At 74.8% G+C, this 19994-nt stretch carries 12 protein-coding genes; 3 read left to right on the top strand and 9 right to left on the bottom strand.

The genetic code is table 11. The features are described 5' to 3' along the window. The first annotated feature begins 129 nt into the window (after positions 1-129). From ABZV77_RS02435 to ABZV77_RS02425, 3 genes are read left to right on the top strand one after another with little or no spacing between them, the layout of a single operon-like run. Positions 130-789 (top strand): tellurium resistance protein, encoded by a 660-nt coding sequence (locus tag ABZV77_RS02435; protein WP_268775858.1) that lies wholly within the window; start codon positions 130-132, stop codon positions 787-789. Beyond that, complete coding sequence (locus ABZV77_RS02430) at positions 786-1766, top strand: protein phosphatase 2C domain-containing protein (protein ID WP_356249407.1); 981 nt, start codon at positions 786-788, stop codon at positions 1764-1766. The genes ABZV77_RS02435 and ABZV77_RS02430 overlap by 4 nt, the downstream gene beginning before the upstream one ends. Further along, entirely contained in the window at positions 1760-3109 is a 1350-nt protein-coding gene (locus ABZV77_RS02425) for a serine/threonine-protein kinase (RefSeq protein ID WP_356249406.1), read from the top strand. The genes ABZV77_RS02430 and ABZV77_RS02425 overlap by 7 nt, the downstream gene beginning before the upstream one ends. 25 nt (positions 3110-3134) lie before the next feature. Here the strand turns inward: ABZV77_RS02425 and ABZV77_RS02420 are convergent, their stop codons facing one another. From ABZV77_RS02420 to ABZV77_RS02380, 9 genes are read right to left on the bottom strand one after another with little or no spacing between them, the layout of a single operon-like run. Continuing rightward, positions 3135-5264 carry a hypothetical protein gene (locus tag ABZV77_RS02420; protein WP_356249404.1) on the bottom strand — a complete coding sequence of 710 codons (2130 nt, stop codon included), beginning with the start codon at positions 5262-5264 and terminating at the stop codon, positions 3135-3137. A gap of 3 nt (positions 5265-5267) precedes the next feature. Continuing rightward, positions 5268-5765, bottom strand: a complete 498-nt coding sequence (locus ABZV77_RS02415; protein ID WP_356249403.1) for a hypothetical protein — start codon at positions 5763-5765, stop codon at positions 5268-5270. Next, positions 5762-7228 carry a hypothetical protein gene (locus ABZV77_RS02410; protein ID WP_356249401.1) on the bottom strand — a complete coding sequence of 489 codons (1467 nt, stop codon included), beginning with the start codon at positions 7226-7228 and terminating at the stop codon, positions 5762-5764. Before ABZV77_RS02410 ends, ABZV77_RS02415 begins: the two co-directional genes overlap by 4 nt. Before the next feature lie 29 nt (positions 7229-7257). Then, positions 7258-9222 carry an Hsp70 family protein gene (locus ABZV77_RS02405; protein WP_356249399.1) on the bottom strand — a complete coding sequence of 655 codons (1965 nt, stop codon included), beginning with the start codon at positions 9220-9222 and terminating at the stop codon, positions 7258-7260. Beyond that, positions 9219-11360 carry an Hsp70 family protein gene (locus ABZV77_RS02400; protein WP_356249397.1) on the bottom strand — a complete coding sequence of 714 codons (2142 nt, stop codon included), beginning with the start codon at positions 11358-11360 and terminating at the stop codon, positions 9219-9221. The genes ABZV77_RS02405 and ABZV77_RS02400 overlap by 4 nt, the downstream gene beginning before the upstream one ends. Beyond that, complete coding sequence (gene grpE, locus ABZV77_RS02395) at positions 11357-11788, bottom strand: nucleotide exchange factor GrpE (RefSeq protein WP_356249395.1); 432 nt, start codon at positions 11786-11788, stop codon at positions 11357-11359. The genes ABZV77_RS02400 and grpE overlap by 4 nt, the downstream gene beginning before the upstream one ends. Continuing rightward, a complete protein-coding gene (locus ABZV77_RS02390) occupies positions 11781-12155 on the bottom strand; it encodes a hypothetical protein (RefSeq protein WP_356249393.1) in 375 nt (124 codons plus the stop codon). The genes grpE and ABZV77_RS02390 overlap by 8 nt, the downstream gene beginning before the upstream one ends. After that, complete coding sequence (locus ABZV77_RS02385; protein ID WP_356249391.1) at positions 12152-17860, bottom strand: CHAT domain-containing protein; 5709 nt, start codon at positions 17858-17860, stop codon at positions 12152-12154. The genes ABZV77_RS02390 and ABZV77_RS02385 overlap by 4 nt, the downstream gene beginning before the upstream one ends. Continuing rightward, complete coding sequence (locus ABZV77_RS02380) at positions 17857-19977, bottom strand: hypothetical protein (protein WP_356249389.1); 2121 nt, start codon at positions 19975-19977, stop codon at positions 17857-17859. The genes ABZV77_RS02385 and ABZV77_RS02380 overlap by 4 nt, the downstream gene beginning before the upstream one ends. Positions 19978-19994 lie beyond the last annotated feature (17 nt).

Below are 19994 nucleotides of genomic sequence, written 5' to 3'. Positions count from 1 at the left end.
CGATGACTGCCCAACCCGGGGCGGCGCACCGCCCGCGGACTCGCCGCACCCCACCACTGAACTCCCCACGAAAGGACCAGCGTGAGCGATACCAGCGAGACCATCGTCGACAACTTCCCCGGTGGCAGCATGGCGAGCCGCCCCGTGCACTTCATCTGGATGCTCGACTGCTCGGGCTCCATGGGCGTGAACGGCAAGATCGGCGAGCTGAACTTCGCCATCCGTGAAGCCATCCCCGAAATGCAGCAGGCCGCCCAGTCCAACCCCGCCGCGTCCCTGCTGGTGCGCGCCATCACCTTCGCCAGCGGCGCCAGCTGGCACGTCGGCGAGCCCACCCCGGTCGACCGCTTCTCCTGGGAGGACGTGCACATCTACGGCGGCACGGACATGGGCGCCGCGTTCAAGCTGGCGGCCGGTGCGCTGCAGACCCCGCCGATGCCGCAGCGCGCCCTGCCGCCCGTGCTCGCGCTCGCCTCCGACGGGCAGCCCACCGACGACTGGCGGGCCGGGCTGCGCGCCATCGACAGCACGCCGTGGGGCAAGCGCGCCGTGCGCGTCGCGGTGGCCATCGGTGACGACGCGGACAAGAGCATGCTCAAGGAGTTCCTCGGCAACCCCGAACTGGAGCCCCTGCAGGCGAAGAACCCCCGCCAGCTCGCCGCCGCCATCCGCTGGATGTCCACCGCGGTCGTCAAGGACGCCTCCACTCCCAAGGTCGACGACGGCGCGAAGCCCGCGACGCCGATCGACGTGCCGTCGATGACCAAGGGCGAAGACGACATCTGGTGACCGGGCCGGAGACGACCACCGGACCCGGTCCCGCGGCGGCCGGGCCCTGGGCGCTGCTCAGCGGCGCGGTCAAGGGAGTGGCGAAGAAGTTCAGCCAGGACCGCAGCGCGGCCCTGCCCGTGGCCGGGGGCCGTGCGGTCGTCCTCGCGGTCGCCGACGGACACGGCAGCGCAGCTCACTTCCGCAGCGATCTCGGGGCGCACTGGGCGGTGGCGGAGTTCACCGTGTGTGCGCAGGCCTTCGCGCGCGAGGCGGCGCGCGTCGGCGGCGACGCGGCGGGCTGGCCCGCCCTGCGCGAGGAGGCCCGGCGGCTGCCGCAGCAGGTGGGTCACCGCTGGCACGAGTGGGCGCTGCTGTACGAAGCCAACTCGCCCGCCCACGGCGCCCGTCGGCTCGCCGCGGCGGAGCGCACCGGGTCCCGCGAGCGCCCGGAGGCCCCGGACCTCGCCGCCTACGGAAGCACCCTCGTCGGCGCCGTGCTGACCGAACACACCTTGTTCTGCTGGCAGTTGGGCGACGGGGACATCGTGCTCGTCGACGGCGAAGGCACCCCGCACCTGCCGCTCTCCACCGGGCCCGACATGGGCGACGAGACCGACTCCCTCTGCGAGCCGGAGCCCTGGCGCAAGATGCGGGCGCACTGGCAGCCGTTCACCGGCGGCGTGCCGCCGTGCGTGCTGCTGTCCACCGACGGGCTCTCCAAGAGCTTCGCCGACCACCAGGGCTTCCTGGACTTCGCCACCGGCCTCGGCGAGCGCGCCGCCGGACAGGGCGTGGCGGCGGTCCAGGCCCAGCTCCCGGACTGGCTGGGGCGGGCCGCCAAGTTCTCCGGGGACGACACGACCCTCGTGGGCGCCATAGCGGTGCCCGCACAGCGCAGCGACGAACTGCACGAGCAGGACGCGTACGACCAGAACCAGCACGACCAGAACCAGCACGACGAAAACCCTCACGGGCAGAGAGGAACAGAATGGTGAACGGCATGCTCGCCGCCGGAAAGACCCTGGTGGCCGAGTCGGGGGAGAAGCTCAAGGTCGCCGATCTCTTCGGCTCCGGCGGCCAGGGCGAGGTCTACCGCGTCCAGACGCCCACCGGGGACCGCGCGGTCAAGTGGTACTACCCCCAGCTCGCCGACGCCCGCCAGCGGGAGATCCTCGAAGGACTCATCGCCAAGGGCTGGGACGACCCCCGCTTCCTGTGGCCCTGCTCCATCGTGATGGACCCCGAGGGCAAACAGCCCGGCTTCGGCTACCTCATGGACGTACGGCCCGCACGCTTCTGCGATCTGCCCGCCCTCTTCCGCCGCGACCCCTCCGTGGCGTCCGCGACGATGCGGACCCTGGTGACCGTGGCGCTGCACACCGTCGAGGCCTACCGCGCCCTGCACTCCCGGGGCATCGCCTACCGCGACATCAACTGGGGCAACATCTTCTTCGACCCGCGCACCGGCGACGTCCTCGTCTGCGACAACGACAACGCCGTCGTCGAGGGCGCCGAGGCCGCCGTCGCGGGCACCATGGACTTCATGGCGCCCGAGCTGGTCCGCGGCGACAAGGGCACCCAGCCCGGCACCCAGAGCGACCTGCACTCCCTCGCCGTGCTGCTCTTCCTGCTCCTGATGAACGACCACCCGTTCAACGGCGCCCTCGCCCTCAGCATCCGCTGCATGGACGAGGCCGCCAAACGCCGCCTCTACGGCACCGATCCGGTCTTCGTCTACGACCCGACCGACACCCGCAACCGCCCCGTGCCCGGCGAGCAGCCGACCGTCGAGGCGACGTGGGGAGCGCTGCCGCAGATCCTGCGCGACCTGTTCATCCAGACCTTCACGGACGGCCTGCGCAACCCCACGCTGCGGGTGCGCGAGTCGCAGTGGCGCGACGCGCTCAGCCAGGTCCTCGACGCCATCACCCAGTGCGGCGCCTGCGGCAAGCAGAACCTGACCCAGCCCGACGGTGCGCCCCCCAGCTGCTGGAAGTGCCGCACGGTCCTGACGCTGCCGCCCCGCCTCGAACTGGTCACCGGCACCGGAACCCTCCGCACCAGGCGCGGCATCAGGCTCGCCCCGAGCGCCCGCGTCTACGCCCACCACCTGCGGGACGACCCCGACCGCCACGACTTCACCGCCGTGGTCGGCGAGGTGACCGAACACCCGCAGCAGCGCGGCCGGTTCGGCCTGACCAACCGCACCAAGTCGGTGTGGACGGCCCGCAAGGACGACGGGACGGTGCGTGACGTGGACCCGGGCAAGACGATCGCCCTGCGGTCGGGGCTGCTGATCGAGTTCGGCGGGGGTACGGAGGCGGTGGTCAAGGAGTAGCAACTCCCGATGCTGGCGGGCCGGTTCAGGTCCGCCAAGGGCGCCAGCGACGCCACCACGTGACCCACCGGGGCGGCGCAGGTGGCGCCGGGGGAAGCGGCGGTGGTGGCGGCGGTGGCGCGGCGGGCAGGGTCGCGCGGGTCGGTTCCGGGGTGATCGACACGGCGTCGGGGCGGGGGAGCGGCGTCACCGTGATGACGCACTCCTCGGACGACACGGGGAGGCCGACGGGGCGCCCCGCCCGGTGCGCGCTCCGCGCGATGCGCCGCTCGCCGCCGCGCTGCCCGTCGGTCCATGCCGCGCACACCAGGACCGCGGGCTCCGGCCAGTCGAAGCGCAGCTCGGCGCGGTCCGCACCGACCCTCCGTACCCGCAGATCCTTTATGGCGGCCGGGTGTTCGATGACGACGCTCGGCCCGGACACCGCCCGCTCGCCCAGCACGCTCACCGCCGTGACACGGATCCGCCGCTCGGGTGCCGGGGTCAGCTCCGCGCGGGACTCGGCGCCGACCGCGATCGCCGGGATCCGGTCCACGCCGCCCACGAGGTCCGACACGTCCGTGCCCGGCGCGACCGGCGCCGCCGTCCACGGCAGCAGCAGACCGTCGCCGAGCGCGGGCGGCCGCCACGCGACCGTCACCCGCTCGCCGTCCTCGTGCCGCCGCACGCTGAGCTCCTCCACCGGCGACGGCCACTGCTCGGCCCGGGCCGTGATGGTCACGCCGCGGGACCACACCAGGTCGCCGTCCGGATCGCGGTAGCCGCAGCGCACTTCGTACGTGTACGTCCCCGGGGCGAGCGGCACGTCGAGCACCCTGTCGTGCAGACAGGGAACCCGGACCAGCGACGACTCGCCCCAGCCGCCGGTGTCCGCCCCGGTACCCGACCGGGTCACCCGCACCTCGGCCGCCGCCGGGTCGGGCCGCCACCGCAGCCGCAGCCCGCCCGGCACGACCGTGCAGCGCAGCCCCGTCACCACCGGCGTGAGCAGCACCGGAGCCGTCACGCGCGGCACTCCCGCGATGCGCTCCCCGAGCAGCGGGACGACGGCGTACCGCAGGGGGCGTCCGACGGGCGCGTCCGCGTCGACGGAACCGGGCCGCGGCTCGGCCGCCGCCGTCTCGACGGCCAGGTCGGGCGCGCCGTCGGGGAAGCGCAGGACGCGGTACGTGACCTCCTCGCGACGGCCGCGGCGGTGCTCCCGGGGCTCGGGCGCGCACCAGGACAGGCGGACGGCACGGTCGTCCGGCACGGCCGTCACCTCGGAGTCCGCCGGGGTGGAGGGGGCGTCGGCGAGGAGCGCTGCCACGCGCAGCAGGCCCGTCTGGGCCCGCGGATCGTCCCGTGCGATGCGGAGCGCGCCCAGCCAGGCATCGGCCGCGGCGCGCAGCGCGCCGGTGGCCTCCGCCGCGGCGCCGTCGGCGGCCAGCCGGTCCACCTCGGCGGCCCGCGCGCGGATGCCGTCGACGAGTGCGGCGAGGCGGTGGTCGTCGGGGCCGTCGGGATAGGCGGAGGCGCGCGGGAGCCGCGTCACGAGCCGCTCCGCCTCACGCAGCCGCACCCCGGGCCACACGTCGTTGAGGGTCTCCGCGGCATGCCGCGCGGGGCCGGTCGCGGGGAACCCCGCCGCGAGCGCGGAGGTGAGCAGTCCCGCCTCGCTCCGGTGCACGCCGAGCGCGACGGCCTCGGCCTCGCCGGGGTGCTCGCCGCCGTCCCTGAGGAGGCAGCACACCTCCCAGAGGACCAGCCGCCGCAGCCCCATCGCGTCGTCCCGCACCAGGGTCTCCAGGGTGTCCACCACGGCCGCCGCCGAGTCGGCGCGCGGATCCGACGAGGACAGCCACCGGCCGCGCGCCTGCCGGACGTACGCCAGGTCGACGCGGTGCCAGATGCCGCCGCGGCCCGGGAACCAGAGACCGTCGAGGACGCGGAACCCGTCGTCCGTGGCGGCCTTGGGAAGCGTGCCGAAGACGGTGTCGTGCGCGGGGGCGGGGACCGGTGCGCGCAGGGCGTCCGCCGCGTGCCGGAACTTCAACCCGCGGATGGTGTCGTGGAGTTGTACGTAGCCGCGCAGGCCGGGGCAGCGCGGCAGGGTGGGCAGCGGCGGACGCGCGCCGCTCGCCTTCGGGTGCTCGCCGGGACGCAGGACCGCCATGGCTCAGCCGCCCGGCGCCGTGTAGAAGTAGACGCGGACCACGGCGGTCTCCGCGCGCTCGCCGAGGGCGTGGTAGTCGTCCGTCACCGTCTTGCCGGTGAACATCTCCGGACGGGCCTTGTCGAGCAGGCCGTTGACGCGGTGGGCGTAGACGGTGCCGTTCGAGCTGCCGCCGAAGGTGAGGACGAGCGCGGCCTCGCGGCCCGACCACTTGCGCGTGTCCTTCGCGATCTGCTTGACGAGGTCGCCCTTGTCCCGGCCCCGTACCTCGAACTCCTGGGGGTTGCGGTCCACGGACCGGGGCCCCGTCGGACGCGGCGGCGAGGTCGACCTGCTCTTGGACGGCTCCGGCCTGGGCCGGTCGTCCGCCTTCGGGTCCGGCCGGTCGGCCATCGACACCAGGGCGAGCACGAGCAGCAGATCGGCGAAGAGCCAGCCCGCGAGCACGACCACCCCGAGTCGGCCGCCGCGCCGCCGCCGCAGCTCCCGCCCTCGGCTCACGCGGTCCCTCCGCTCCGTGGGCCGGGCGGCGGCAGGCGTGTCGTCCTCGTGTCGAGCGGCGTGTCCGTCGGCGGCTCGACGGGCGGGCTCTGCGCGGGCACGGGGTCCGTCTCGGGCGGAGCGGCGGCGCGGCTGTTGCCGGAGGACCCTTCAGGGGGGCGGCCGCCGCTCACGGAGCCGCCGTTGGTGTCGTGGGCGCCGCCGCTCGTGCCGTAGGTGCCAGTGCTTGTGCCGTACGCCCCGCCGCCGGTGCCGTACGCCCCGCTACTCGTGCCGTACGCCCCACTGCCCGCGCTGTACGCCCCGTTCACCGGTGCCGATGCGGGCAGTGCCCCCGCCAGCGTGGCCATCCGGGCGTCGAGCCGGGCCGCCGCGTCCTGCCAGTGGGCCGCCGCCGCGTCCCACCGCTCCGTCGCCTCGCGCATGCCGTCCACGGCGTCGCCCGTGCGGCCGGTGCTCGACACCAGGGCCTGCGAGGCCAGCTCGGTCGCCTTCGCCACCGACTCGGACTTGGCGACGAGCGACTGCTGGGCCGCGACCAGGGCCTTCAGGGATGCCTCGACCGTGTCGCCCGCCGTCTTGACGCGGTCGACGATGCCGCGGGCCGCGAGCGCGTTGGCCCGGCCCGCCTTGGCGGTCTCCTCCGTGCCGGTGCGCAGCGTGGTGTTGAGGCGGTCCGCCGCGTCGCCGAGCTTCGGCACTTCCTTCGTGAGGGACTGTGCCGCAAGCTTGAGCGCGTCGGTGGCCTGGCCGACCGACGCCGTGGCGCCGGTGAGCGCGTTGTGGCTGCGCTCCGCCTTGGTCGTCACCTGCTGCATCTTCAGCGCGGCCTTCGTGAGCTCCGCGGTGAACTGCTGCGGGGCCGCGCTGCGGTGCGACGCGAGCAGCATCTGGGTGCGGGTGAGCACCGACGCCAGCTCGGCGAGGAGCCGGTCCTGCTCCGCCTCCTGGGTGTCCTCGGCGCGTTCGGTGCGCACCCGCACCCGCGCGTGCCACACGGAGAGGCCCACGAGCAGGGCGATCAGGAGGACCGCCATCAGGGCCACGTTCTCGAAGCGCCCGAACGACGACAGGTGCCCGCCGAAGCCCGACTGCCACAGTTGCAGGAACGGCCGTGTGGACTGCTCGGGGTCCTCGTCGGCGAGCTCCCCGTACGCACGCACGGCCTCCCGCAGGCCGAACCAGGTGATCAGCAGCGGGATGAAGACGAGGACGCCGAGTGCGGCCTCCAGCAGGCGGTCGTGCCGCCCCGACGCCCCGTTCGCGGGCGCCCGGACGCTCTCGGGGCGTACGTAGGCCTGGACGAGGTCGATCTCCGCCCATCGGTCGAGCTGGTTCGACCCGGCCAAGTCCTGGTGCAGCACGGTGAGTTCGGGTGAGCGCGGGGCAAGTGCGGGCAGGGCCGCCAGCCGCCGCAACTCCTTGTCGATCAAGGCCTTGTCGAGCAGTTGTGCGGGCGTCAAACGGTTCCCTCCCTGACTTGCGGGATGCTTCACGGGGGCGGTTCGAGGGGCCTCTGTCCGAGGACGTCCCCCCTGCCGCGCCGGTTCCTCCCGTCACGGTTCAATCGCCGCAACAGCGCATCCGCGTCGGCGTGTTCAGGATCCCACGTCAGGCACTTCCCGAGGGCCTCAATCGCCTCATCCCGCTCCCCGCGCCGGTCCAGCTCCACGGCGTGCCGGTAGGTGCGCTCGGCGAGCAGTCCGCGCACCCGGACATTCGTCGGATCGTGGTTGTACGCGCAGTTGAGCCACTCCTCCGCGGCGGCGAAGTGCTCGGGCGCCATGTCCGCCATCGCGGCTGCGCAGTGCACGTCGATCATCGCGTCCAGCATGTCGGCGCCGGTCGGCCTGGTCGCCGCGTCCTGCCAGGCGATGTGCGCGGCCTGCACGGCGTGGTCGTACCGGCCGAGCGAGAGCAGGGCACGGGCGCGGGCGATCTGACGCCGCGACGTGTAGTCGAACGCGGGAGAGGGGGCGGGGCCCGTCGTGGCGGACGGCATGCGGTCGGGCGAAGGGGGCGGCGCAGGTGCCGGGAGGGCCGGTGGTGAAGGCAGCGGTGGTGGTGCGGGGCGGCGGTTCAGGGCGTCGAGGAGTTCCTGCGCCTCGGTGACGATCCCGCGCAGCAGCGCGGCCGCCTCCTTCTCCCGCCCCTGTCGTACGAGCCGCCGCGCCTCCTCCACATCCCGGGCGCCGGGCCCTGCGCCCCGCACCGCACCCGCGTCCCGCGGATCCCCATGAGCACCGGCCTCCCGCACACCCCCCTGCTCAGGACCCCGTTCCTCCACTCCCCGCCCCTCCGCGCCCACCAGCGTCGCCGTGAGGGGAGGCGCGTCGGAGAGGGTGTCCTGGGCGGCGGTGGCCGGTTCCAGCGGGCCCTCCTCCAGGGCCGCCGGACCGGAGGACGCCGCACCGCCCGCCAGCCGCACCGCGTGCTTCAGGGCGCCCAGCGCGAGGAGCTCGGGCGGTGCCTGCACGCTCTCCCTGCCGAGCGTGGCGACCCGCGAACGCACCTGTTCCATCCGGGTGTTGCCGCCTACGAGCAGCAGCGTGTCGACGTCCGTCGGCGTCATCCCCGACTGGTCGAGCAGGGCCCGCGCCCGGTCGAGCGTGCGCCCCACGTGCCGCTCCAGATACGCGTCCAGGTCGGGCCGTGCGAACCGCACCCACAGCGCGGGCCCGGCCCCCAGCTCCAGATCGAGCACCGCAGCCTCCGGGCCCCCCGGTGACCCGAGCGCCTCCCGCGCCTCCTGCCCCCGCGCCCGAAGGCCCTGCCACACGGCCGCGTCGACCCCGTGCACCGAACCCGCGCCACGGTGTCTGCGCAGCAGCCGCACCGCCGACGACAGCGCCTCCGCGTCGAACGCCCGCCCTCCCGACGTCGCCCCGCCCTCGTAGCCGAGCGAGCGGAAGTGCCCGCGCACGCTGCGGATCAGGCCGATCTCGAACCCCTCGTACCCCATGCCGTAGACCAGGCACGTGCCGCTGTCCCGCTCCGTCATGTGGCCGATGACCGCGGCCATGGAGTCGCTGACGAGCCGCGTGGGGTCGAGGCCCGCCTCGCGCGCCGCGTCCCGCAGCGCCGCCCGCTGGGCCGAGCCGAAGCGCGCGGGCACGCTGATCACCGTCTGCGCCACCCGGCCGGGCGCCGCCGCCTCCACCCGCTCCCGCACCGACCGCAGCAGACGCACCACGACCTGGTCCGCGTCCACCGGCTTGCCGCCGATGTGCACCGGACGCCCGCTGCCCAGACGGCTCTTGAGGCTCGGGAAGGTCACCGGCAGCTCGCCCACGTCGGCCTGCTCGCACAGCAGCCACGGACCGTCGCCCCACTCCGCCTCGAGGCGCCGCCCCGGCCGGTCCGCCAGCGCGTAGAGCGCACGGATGCCCGTGGCGCCGAAGTCGATGCCGAGGCTGACGGGGGCCGCCGCCCCCCGCGCGGGCCGCGCCTGTGTCATCCGCCCGCCGTCTCTTCGGCGAAGCGGAGGATGCCTTCGTAGTCGGGCCGGTCGGGGAGCATCGGCACGGCCCGCTCGGACTGGGCGACCGCCACCAGGTTCACCAGGTTGCGCGCCTGCTGGGCGCGTCCGACGGTGTTGCCCTGCCGGTGCGCCTGCTTCACGAACTCGACCGCTTCGTTGATCCGCCGGACCGTCTCCGGCGGCGCGCCCTCCGAGGCCAGCTCGGCCTGCCGGAACTGGCTCGCCAGACCGCACTGCCGGTACATGTCGTCGAGCAGCAGTTCGGTGAGGCGTTTGTACTCGCCGCTGTCGCCCATCGTGGCCGCCCGCTGCGCCTGCTCGATGTCGCGGCGCACCTTCATCGCCTGCAGGGGCTCGATGTAGGGCCCGTACCGCTTCAGGAAGTTGTCGGCCTCCCGCTCGGCGTAACCCAGTTGTTCGCGCAGCGCCGCGCTGTCGAGCACCTCGACGGGCTCGGGCGGCGGCGTGCGCGGTTTCTCCCGGTTGGGGGTCGCCTCCAGGACCATGTCCGTGCCGCGCACGGAGATCTTCACCGTGATGATCCGGTCCGCCGAGTAGTTGAAGGAGACGTCCACCTGGCGGTTGATCTCGATCTCCTGCGGCAGCTCGAACTCGACGACGCCCTGCTCGTGGTTCTCGCTCGCCACCTTGCTGTCGCCCTCGTAGACCGGCACGCGGATGCGGCGGCTGTCGGTGGCGTGGAAGGTGCGCTGGCGCGGCTCGGAGAGCGGGTAGGGGGAGCCCGCCTCGATGATCTCGACGAACACGTCGCGCTGGCTGCCCTTGATCGCCGCGATGCCCATCGCCATCGGCGTCGACTCGTACAGCCCCGTGTCGCCCTTGGAGCGCCCGTCGGCGAGGCTGCGGCCGCAGTCCGCGCAGGCGTCCGCCCCGTACTCGTTGACCTTGGCGCACTCCGGGTCCGAGCACTCCACGCCGCGCAGCGTCTCGGCGAGCACGCCCGCGCCGAAGGCGACGCACTCCATGGGGTTGATGTTCCTGCGGACCTTCTCCGCGCCGAAGAACGCCTCGACGGCCTCGTACACGGGACGGGTGAGGGTGCCGCCGCCCACCAGCAGGACGTCGGAGATGTCGTCCGTGGAGAGTTCGTAGCGGGCCAGGGACTCCTGGACCAGGATCATCGTCCGGGCCACCAGCGGCGCGATCATCCCCTGGAACTCGCTGCGCGTCAGCTTCATCTCGACGTCGAGGACGCCGTTCTCGCTGCGGTACGCGGCCGGGATCACGATGTACGTCTCCGGCATGTCGTTCAGCTCCCGCTTGGCGCGCTCGGCGGCCTTCTTCGCCTGGAACAGGAACGCCTTGTCGCCCGCCGGGTCCACATGGTGCTCCTCGCGCATCCACGTGATGATCCGCTCCACGATCGCCAGGTCGAAGTCGTCCCCGCCCAGCCAGATGTCACCGGCCGCTCGCAGGACCTGGAACTGGCTCCTGCCCTCCCGGTCCTTGACCGCGTTGAGGACCGAGATGTCGAAGGTGCCGCCGCCCAGGTCGTAGACGAGCACCCGGCTGCGGGCGCCGCCCGGCTTGTGCAGGCCGAAGGCGACCGCCGCCGCCGTCGGCTCGTCGACGATCTTCTTGACCACGAGGCCCGCCTTCTCCGCGGCCTCGCGCGTGGCGGCCCGCTGGGCGTCACGGAAGTAGGCGGGCACGGTGATCACGGCGTGCGTCACGGGCTCGCCGAGGACCCGCGAGGCGTCCCTGACCAGCTTGTCCAGGATGACGCTGGAGATCTCGGCCGGGGTGCGGGCGCGCCCGCCGAGCAGCACGTGGGCGCGCGGGTCCTCGTCGGGCCCCGGCACGATCTCGTAGCTCATCCGGTCGCGCGCCTGCATCACCGACGCGTCGGCGAAGTCCCGCCCCATCAGGCGCTTCACGGAGACCACGGTCTCCTTGGGCTGTCTGATCGCCCAGTTCAGCGCGTCCTCACCGACCAGCGGCTGGTCCTTGCCGTCGCGGTGCGCGACCCCGACGACGGACGGGGTGAGCCGCTCGCCCTTGCTGTTGGTGAGCACGGCGATGTCCGCGCGGTGCGGATCGTGGGCGGCCACCGCGCTGTTGGTGGTGCCGAGGTCGATGCCGATGGCCTTCATTCCCGCTCCGTCCCTTGCTCAGTGCCGCCGCCGACGGCGACGACCACCCGGGCGGCGCGCAGCACTTGCCCCCGGTATCGATACCCGCGCTGCAGAATCTCAACGACCTCGTCGCCGTCCGCTCCGGGCGGTGCGGTGCGGACGGCCTCGATGTGGTGCGTGGCCGGTTCGGCCCGCTCGCCGACCTGCCCGACGCGTTCGAGCCCTTCCTCGGCCAGGTCCCGCTCCAGCTGCCCGGCGATCAGCGCCAGGCTCCTGCGGTACGTGCCCACATCGCCTGCCGCGCCCTCGGCGAGGAGCCGGTCGAAGGAGTCGAGGGCGTCGGCGCAGCGCAGCAACAGCCGTTCGGTGAGCGCCTGGTGGACGGAGTCGCGGGCGGCCAGGGCGCGGGCGTGCTCGTAGGCGAGCCGGGCCGTCGGGTCAGACATCGAACCGGATCAGGTCGGTCAGGCCGGTCAGGTCGTCCGGGCGGTGCGCGTCGGTCCGGGGGAGCGGGTCGGGACCGGCGGCGAGCGCGCGGTCGATCTCCTCGGTGGCCGACGGGAGTTCGGCGGCCAGGTCCACGTCGTAGTGCAGCAGGTCGACGAGGAGGCGGCGGCGTACGCCTCGCAGCTCGTCCCACGCCTGCTGGGTGACCGGCGTCATCAGATGCCGGGCGAGCAGTTCGAAGGACACGTCCTGCATGTCCTTGTGGGACGTCCAGGGGGTGACCCCGGCCGGGGCGAGCAGCTCGTAGGGAGAGGGCCTGGCGGGGCCGGAGGGGCCTGCCCCGTTCGCGGAAGGGTCCTTGATCATGCGACGCTGCCTCCTTCTTCGTTCCGGAGGGCCTTGGCCCCGGGGGTGAGTTCGGCGAGCCAGCGGCTGACCGCGCCGAGCAGGGCCTGTCTGATCCGGCTGTCGGTGGGCTCCGCGCGGGTGGCGCGGATCAGATGGTGCAGCGCCCACAGGATGTCGCCGCCGCGCAGCGCCTGCTCCGCCCGGCGCGTCAGCTCGGCGGCCCAGGACGCCAGATCGTCGACGTCGGGCGGGGGCTCCTGGCCGTCGCTGCGGATCAGGTCGCCCATGCCCGCGACGCCGAGGTGCCGGGTGAGGAGCTTCTCCATCTCGTCGAGGGCCTCGCCGAGCGTCTCGCGGTACCGGTGCGTCAGCGCCTGGCCCAGGCCCACGTCGAGGAGGCCGAGCGCCTCGTGGAGCAGTTTCAGGCGCGCGGGGACCTCGTACGTCCGCTCGTCGAGGGTGAACACGAAGGCTCGCGCGAGGTTGTCGCGGGCGTGGCTCGACTCCGGGTTGAGGGTCAGGGCCCGGCGCAGGTCGGCCTCCGCGCCGTGCATGTCGGAGCGCATGCCGTGCTTGGTGCGGGTGTAGCCGCGCCACACGCCGCGCATGGAGAGCAGCGCGGAGAGCTTCGCGTTCAGCTGGCTGAGCAGCTCGCGGTCGAGCGGGTGCAGCACGGCGAGCGCGGACTCGACGAGCGTGACGGCCTCGTCGAGGCAGCCGCCGAGCTGGACGCCCTCCTCGTCGGTGAGCGCCTCGACCCGGCCGAGCACGGTGCGGATCACGGCCTTCTTGGAGCGGGCCTGCATTCCGGCGTTCCTGGACACCTTCACCAGCTCGCCCCACTGGGCCAGGGCCTCGTCGAGTCCGCCGTCGCCGCGCGTGAGGGCCGTCCTGGCGAGCGCGAGCCGGACGTGCACCGCCAGCTCGACGCCGTCCTGGAGGAGCCGGGCGTGGCGCCTCGGGAGACGTACGTACGCGGGGTTGCGCCGCAGGAAGTCCTGGCAGCGGGCGCACTCCTGGGTGTGCGCCGCCTGCGCCGCGGGCCCGGTGCAGTCGTCCGGCAGGGTGGTCAGGGTGGGGAAGACCGGCAGCGAGCGCAGCGCCGCCTCGAACTTCCGCACCTCGGAGAGGGCGAAGCTCCGCGCCAGCTCGGAGAAGGCCCAGCGCAGCTCGCGTACCGCGTACTCACCGGGGTCCTTGCCCTGCTGGGCGGCGGCGTCGAGACCGGCGGCGAGCTCGGCCAGCGGCTCCTGGAGGCAGAGCAGCCGCAGATAGCGCGGCCCGCACGCCAGCGTGCCGCCCGAGCCCGGCACGGACGGCAGACCGCCCACGTCCTTCAGGACGCGCGCGCCGCCCAGCTCGGACTCCAGGAGCGCGACCAACGCCTGGTAGGCGGCAGCCTGCTGGGGCCTGTCCTGCTCGGTGTGCCGCTGGTCGTAGGCGGCCAGCTGCCCGTAGAGGTGCTGGCTCAGCTCCCAGCGCAGCGACACCATGTCGTCGTGCGTCAGGTCGCGTTCGTAGGCGGTCGCCCGCTCGGCGCGCCAGCCGTCCCAGTACTCGTCGTCGCTGAGCAGCGTCGCCCAGTACGCGAGCGCCGACTCCCAGGCATGCACCGCGTGCTCCCACGCCCCGCTCTGCTCGAGCTCCTGCGCCTGCCACAGCCGGGCCACGGCGAGCCCGTGCACCACGGCCATGTCGCCGGGTGCCGCCTTCAGACGCCGCTCCCACTCCGCGGCGGCCGCCTCCCGGTCCCGCGCGAGGAGCAGCAGCAGCGGCGCGTCCTGCGGGGAGCGTTCGCACAGCGCGTCGAGGAGGCCGGGCCCCTCGTCCGGGGAGAGCCCGGCGAGGGCGTCGCGCAGGGCGGCGGGGGAGTGCCAGCGGTAGAGCAGCGCGTCCAGCTGCAGGCGCCGTCCCGGCAGCCGCAGTCGCTCCAGGGCGACCCGTTCGTGCCACGACATGGTGCCGCGTTCGAGGAGGGCGTACGAGGCGTTCTTGACCACGTCCATGGAGGCGCCGGGGTCGACACCGGCGTCGCGCAGGGCGAGGTAGGGGAAGGCCTGGTCCCGCACGGCGAAGGGGTCGGCGACCAGCGGAGCGCCGGTCAGCCCGTCCGCCCAGGGGAGCAGCCCGATGAGCCGCCGCAGCCTGCGGCACCGCACGTCGGCCCGGTCGAGTGCGCCGCCCGCCCTCTCGTACGCGGCCACGGCGGCGCTCCACCGCCCCGCCGCCTCCAGCAACCTGCCCTCCGCGTAGGCGAGATGGGCGTCGGCGTCCCGGTGGCCCGTGCACTGCCGGAAGGCGTCGGCGGCCCGCTGCCACTCCTGGTGCGCGTCGGCGAGGCGGCCGCGTGCGTACGCGGCGACGGCGGGCGCGTCACGGGTCGTCCCGAGCGCGTCGGCCTCGGCGGCGACACCGGCCCAGTCGCCCTCGGCCTCCGCGGCCCGCACGCGCGCGTACCGCCCGCGTCCGGCGGCGTCCACGCCCGGCAGGTCCTCCTGCTCCAGGAGTTTGTACGTCTCGACGACGACCCGCCACGCCTCGGCCCCGTCGGCGGCGTCCTCGGCGAGCCGCGCCCGTACGTAGCGCAGCCGCGCGGCGACGTCCGCCCAGCCGTCGTCCATCAACTCATAGGCATCGCAGGCGTCTTGCCACCGCTCACCCAGTTCGTGGGTGCGGGCGAGGGCGTAGCGGTAGAGGTGGGCGGCTTCGTGACCGGGGGCGTCGGGGACCAGGTCTGCCGGCGCCGGGGCGCCCTCGGGGAACGCCCGCCCGTAGATCTCGCACGCCGCGCCCCAGTCGTCGCCCTCCTCCGCCCGCCGCCCCTCTGCCTTGCGGCGGAGCGCGGCTACCGCGCCCTCGCGTGCCGCACCCGGCACGCCGGTGAGGAGGCTGAGGACTGCCGCCCAGTCGCCGCGCAGATCGGCGGCCACGCGTGCGCGTGCGTAGAGCCGCCGGACACCCACCTCGCCGTCCGCGTAGCCGTCGGGCAGGCGGCCGAACCCGTCGATGACGCCGTTCCACTCGCCCCGCGCGTCGGCGGCCCGCCCCCGCGAGTACAGGACCCGCTCGGGCACGTCGGAGAGCTCGGACGGCAGCCCGCCGAACCGCACGAGCGCCTCGTCCCACCGCTCCTGCGCCTGACAGAGGCGCCCCTGGGCGTACGCGCAGAGATCCCCCGCGTCGGAGGGCACATCCGCCGCATCGGAGGGCACGTCCGCCGCACACCCCGGCACCCCGTCGTCCCGCTCCGCCTGCCGCTCGCCTCCCGCGCACTGCCCGAACGCCTCCGCCGCCAGGGCCCAGTCGCCCGCGGAAGCCGCCAACTGGCCCTCTGTGTAGCGCCGGAGGGGGCGTACCGCGCGAAAGGCCTCCGGGAGCGGGGCCAGGTGGGTGAGTGCGGTGGACCAGTCGCCGGACTCCGTCGTGCTCAGGGCCGCCTCGTACACGCGGTGGCGCAGGTCGCCCAGCCACGGTTCCGTGTCCCAGCCCTGCGCGGCCGCGGCCGACAGGTCCGTCAGGGCTTCGGCGTGGCGGCCCGTTTCCGCCGCGCCGCGGCCCCGCGCGTAGAGGAGGCGTACCGCGCTGTCGAGGAAGCCGTCCGCCGCGGCGTAGCCCTCGACCGCCGCGCCCCACGCGCCCGCCGCGTCCGCGGCCCGTCCCGCGCAGTACACGCCCCAGACCCGGCGGTCGGGACCGGCCTGCGCGAAGGCGTCCCGCGCCGCCGCCCACGCCCCGCGCTCCGCGGCCGCCCGCCCGCGCGCGTACGCCGCCCGCCCCGCCGCGTCGTCGAGGTCCGCGCACGCCGCGTACGCCGCCTCGGCACCCCGCCAGTCCTCGTGCGCCTCGGCGGCCCGGCCCGCCACGAACGAGGACCACGCCGTGGCCGTGCCGTGGCCGGGGCGCAGTGCGAGGACCGCGGCATAGCCGTCGGCCGCCGTGCTCCAGTCGCCCGCGAGACGTGCCTGCTCGGCGTCCTCGCAGACCCGGGCCACATGCAGTTCGTCCCGCGCCGCCGCGAGCCGTTCCGTGACGTCCCGCAGCCCGCCGGGCCGCGCGGCGAGCACCTCCTCGTAGCGGCCGATGGCCACGGGCCAGTCCTCGGCGGCCTCCGCGGCGCGCGCCTCCTCGACGAGCGAGACGAGCCGCCGCAGCCCGGCGACCTCCGCCGCGAGCGCGCCGGGCGCGGGCCCCGGAAGGAGCCCGCGCACCACGTCGAGCTGCGCCTCTGCGCCCACCGCGTCCCGCTCACCGGCGAGCAGCGCGCACAGCTTCTCCAGCTCGGGCCAGGCCAGCTCGAACGCCGCCTCGGCCCGCATCCGGCGCTGCTCGTCGGCGTAACTCTGCGTCGGCGTCCGCAGGATCCGCTGCACCTGCGCCCAGTGCCCCAGATCGCGCTGGTAGCGTGCCGCGCCGATCAGGACCGCGGAGTCGACGTGGCCGACGGGGCTCTGGAAGGTCCGCAGCGCATCCTCGCCCTCGCGCAGCGGATCGGCCATCCGGTTCTTGTCACCACCGACGAACGCGGCGTCGCGCACTTCGCGCGCCTTGAACAGCCAGCCCTGCCTGCACCCCTCGTGCAGGAACAGCGCGGGCGTCGCCCACTCCACGGCCGTGTGCTCCGGCTGGTGCGAGAGGGACAGACGGGCGGCGGCCATCGCCTCGTCGACGGTCTTGTTGGCCGTGATGCCCTTCAGGAGTTCGGGGCCGAACGCGCCCGCCGACACGTCGCTCACCCGTCCCCGCATCGCCACCACGGCGGGCACCCCGCCGCCGATCAGGGCCTGCGCGAGCCCGGAGAAGGGCTCGAGGTGCGAACTGTCCGCGCCGGAGCACAGGTTGAGGGCGACGAACCTGAGCCGCTGCGCCTTGAGGAGCATCGCGCCGAGCAGATCCGCGGGCACCCGGTCGATGCCGCCGCTCTCCGTCTCCAGGGCCACCACGCCCTTGCCGATCTCCTGGTCGTACGATCCGTGCGCGATCACCAGGACGGCCGTGGGCAGTTCGGAGTGACTGCCGAGCGCGGCCTCCAGACCTGCGCGGGTCGCCCGCTCCAGCACGGTGGTCTGGACGGCCATGTCGGACAGGTCCTGGCGGATCGTGCCCACCTCCGCGGCGGTCCGCAGCGGCTGCATACCGCGGGGCGACGCGCACACCACCAGGAGCCGGATCACGCTCGGCTCGTCCCCCGGTTCCGGCATCCGTCGGCCCAGGGGCCCGCCCACCAGCGAACGTGCCAGCGAGTAGCCGTGGCTGAGGGCGAGCGACTGCTGCGGGCTGCCGGGCGGCGCGCAGAGCGACTCCAGGGGGAGGTCGCGCAGCTCGGGCGGCAGGTCGAAGCGGAGCCGCAGCCCGCGCGGGGGATCCATCTCCTGGGCGCGGTCGAGCGCGGTGGCGACACACGCGCCGACGTGCCCGCCGACCGCGTCCTCACCGGCCCCGTCAGCGCCGTCGCCCTCCGCCGGTCCCGCGTCGCCGAACAGCAGCCGGAAGACGCCGCGCCCGAGCACCCGCAGCTGGGCCACCGTGTGCTGCTCGCCCATCGGCGCGAGCCCGAGCTCCGCCGCGATCAGCCGGTCCCACTGCTCCCGGAACGCCGCGGGCTCCCCGTCGACCGCCATGATCCCGGCCGCGCACGCGGGTCCGTTGGCGGTCACGAGATAGCGGGACCCGCCGACGCGGCGGACCCGGATGCGCAGTTCCTCGTAGGCGAGCACAGGCGTCACTGCTCGCTCTCGTCGGGCTGCCACATGATGTGGTCGAGGTCGGCGATGACGGCTACCCGCAGCTCTTCCAGGTCGGGGTCGTCGGGGAAGTGCGCAAGGGCCGCGGTGAGTTGGGCGACTGCCTCGCGCAGGGTCGCCCGTGCGCCCGACAGGCTGCCGGAGCTCCAGCGGGCCAGGGCGAGCCCGCGCAGCACGATGCCGAGGCTGACCTGCGCCCGCAGCAGATGCGGGTTCAGGGCCACGGAGCGGCGCAGGTCGGCGGCGGGCTGGTCGAGCAGCGCCTCCTCGTCGTTGGCCACGGAGATTCCGCGGTCGGCGAGGACACGCGCCAACTGGCCTTCCAGGCGGGCGCGTTCGTTGGCGCCGATCACCGAGCGCGTCGCGTCGAGCGTGGCGACGGCGAGACTCAGCCGCCCGTCGTGGTGCGCCGCCCGCGCCGCGCCGAGGGCCATGTCGACGATGGCGGTCTGCGTCTCGCGGTACCGGTCGAGCTCCCTGCTGTGCACCAGCGCCCGGCGCCAGTACGCGGCGGCCGCGCCGAAGTCGGGCCGGGCCGAGGTCATTTCGGACCGGCCCATGTGGAGGCGTGCCTCCAGGGCGAGGCCGCGCGCGTCGAGGGAGAGCCTGAGGTGTTTGTGCGGCACCCCGGCGTATCCGGGGTTCAGCTCGTCGAAGCGCCCGCACGCCGGTTCACACACGGCCGCCGCCCCGGGGCCGCCCCGCGCCCGGCACCCGGGGCAGCGCAGCTCCGAGAGGGCGGCCAGCGCGTCCGACGCCTTGTCCTGCCCCAACAGGAGCTGCGCGAAGCCGAGTTCGGAGAACGCGTAGGTGAGGGAGGCGTACATGCCCGGGGCGGCGGCGGTGGAGGCGTACGCGGACGGCTGGGCCCGCGCGGCGGTGAAGGACTCCTCCAGCGCGACGGCGAAGGCGCCGAACTCCGCCGACCTGCCGAGCTCCGCGATGCGCAGCGGACCGCAGAACAGCGGCGCCCCGCCGCCCCCTGCGGACGGAAAGCCGCCGACGGCCGCGAGCAACTGCGCGGCGTCGGCCTCGCGCTGGAGCAGCGGCCCGGGGGCCACCCGGGTGCCCGCCTCGGCATCGTCGGGCATGTGGCGTTCGAGTACCTCGCGCAGCCCGGCGCGCAGGGCGGGCACGAGGGCGGGGTCGACGGCGACGCCGTACCGCCGGGCGGCTCCGGTCAGGACGTGCTCCCAGAAACCGGCGTCGTGCAGCACCGCGGCCCAGGCGGCGACACACCGCTCCCACGACGAACCACCCGGCTCCTGCGCCGAGTTGAGGAGGCACACCGCGAGCGCGTGGGTGACCCGGTGGTCGGCGGGGTCGTGCCGCACGGCGTCCCCGAGGAGTGCCACGGCGGCCGACCGCCGCCCACCGCGCACCAGCGCCACGGCGTACAGCGGGGCGGCGGGCCAGGGCTCCTGGTCGAGCCCGCGCGCGGCGGCGGTCAGCTCCCCGGCCCGCTTCCAGTCCGCGCCGCCCCCCGGCCCGGAGTCCGCGAGCGAGGCGAGGGCCGCCCTGCGCAGCCGCAGCGCCACCTCGCGGGCGGAGCGGCCGGAGAGCGCGGCGTCGAGCCAGCGGGCCTCGTCGTCCAGGGGGCTGATCAGGGCCGCGGCCCGCAGGTCGTGCAGGGCGGCGTCCGGGTCGCCCGCGCGGGCGTGCACGTAGGCGCGCTGGACGAGGCTGCGGCCGTGCGGGACCGCGCAGGCGAGGGAGGCGGTGAAGTGGCGCTCGGCCGCCGCGAGGTCCCCGCGGTGCGCGGCCGCGCAGCCCAGCCAGTGCAACGGGCCCGCCGCCGCCGGGCGCAGCGCGCGCGCCCGCTCGAACTCGGCCTCCGCGTCTGCGGTCTCCCCGCGGGCGAGCCGCACCCGCCCCGCTCCGGTCCACGCCCGCGCGGCGACCCGCGCCACGCCCTCCGCGTCGGGCCCGCCCCCGGTGCCCCCGGCCGCGCCGCCCGGGGCGGCCGTCCCCACGAGGTCGAGGGCCTTCGTGAAGTGGTCCTCCGCGGCGGCGGTGTCGCCCCTCGTCAGGGCCGACTCGCCTTCGGCGCACGCCTGTTCGGCGTGGGACAGCTCCGTCTTCGTGGTCTGCGCGGTCACAGTCGGCCCCCGATCCC

The organism is Streptomyces sp. NPDC004732 (assembly GCF_040609235.1).
GTDB lineage: Bacteria > Actinomycetota > Actinomycetes > Streptomycetales > Streptomycetaceae > Streptomyces.
Note: the sequence above shows the minus strand (reverse complement) of the source record. Positions and strands in the feature narration are given on the sequence as shown.

Excerpts from the sequence above, each read along its gene's own strand:
- ABZV77_RS02435 (WP_268775858.1), top strand. The coding sequence starts at position 130 with ATGGCGAGCCGCCCCGTGCACTTCATCTGGATGCTCGACTGCTCGGGC.
- ABZV77_RS02425 (WP_356249406.1), top strand. The coding sequence starts at position 1,760 with ATGGTGAACGGCATGCTCGCCGCCGGAAAGACCCTGGTGGCCGAGTCG.
- ABZV77_RS02420 (WP_356249404.1), bottom strand. The coding sequence starts at position 5,264 with ATGGCGGTCCTGCGTCCCGGCGAGCACCCGAAGGCGAGCGGCGCGCGT.
- ABZV77_RS02405 (WP_356249399.1), bottom strand. The coding sequence starts at position 9,222 with ATGACACAGGCGCGGCCCGCGCGGGGGGCGGCGGCCCCCGTCAGCCTC.
- ABZV77_RS02400 (WP_356249397.1), bottom strand. The coding sequence starts at position 11,360 with ATGAAGGCCATCGGCATCGACCTCGGCACCACCAACAGCGCGGTGGCC.
- grpE (WP_356249395.1), bottom strand. The coding sequence starts at position 11,788 with ATGTCTGACCCGACGGCCCGGCTCGCCTACGAGCACGCCCGCGCCCTG.
- ABZV77_RS02390 (WP_356249393.1), bottom strand. The coding sequence starts at position 12,155 with ATGATCAAGGACCCTTCCGCGAACGGGGCAGGCCCCTCCGGCCCCGCC.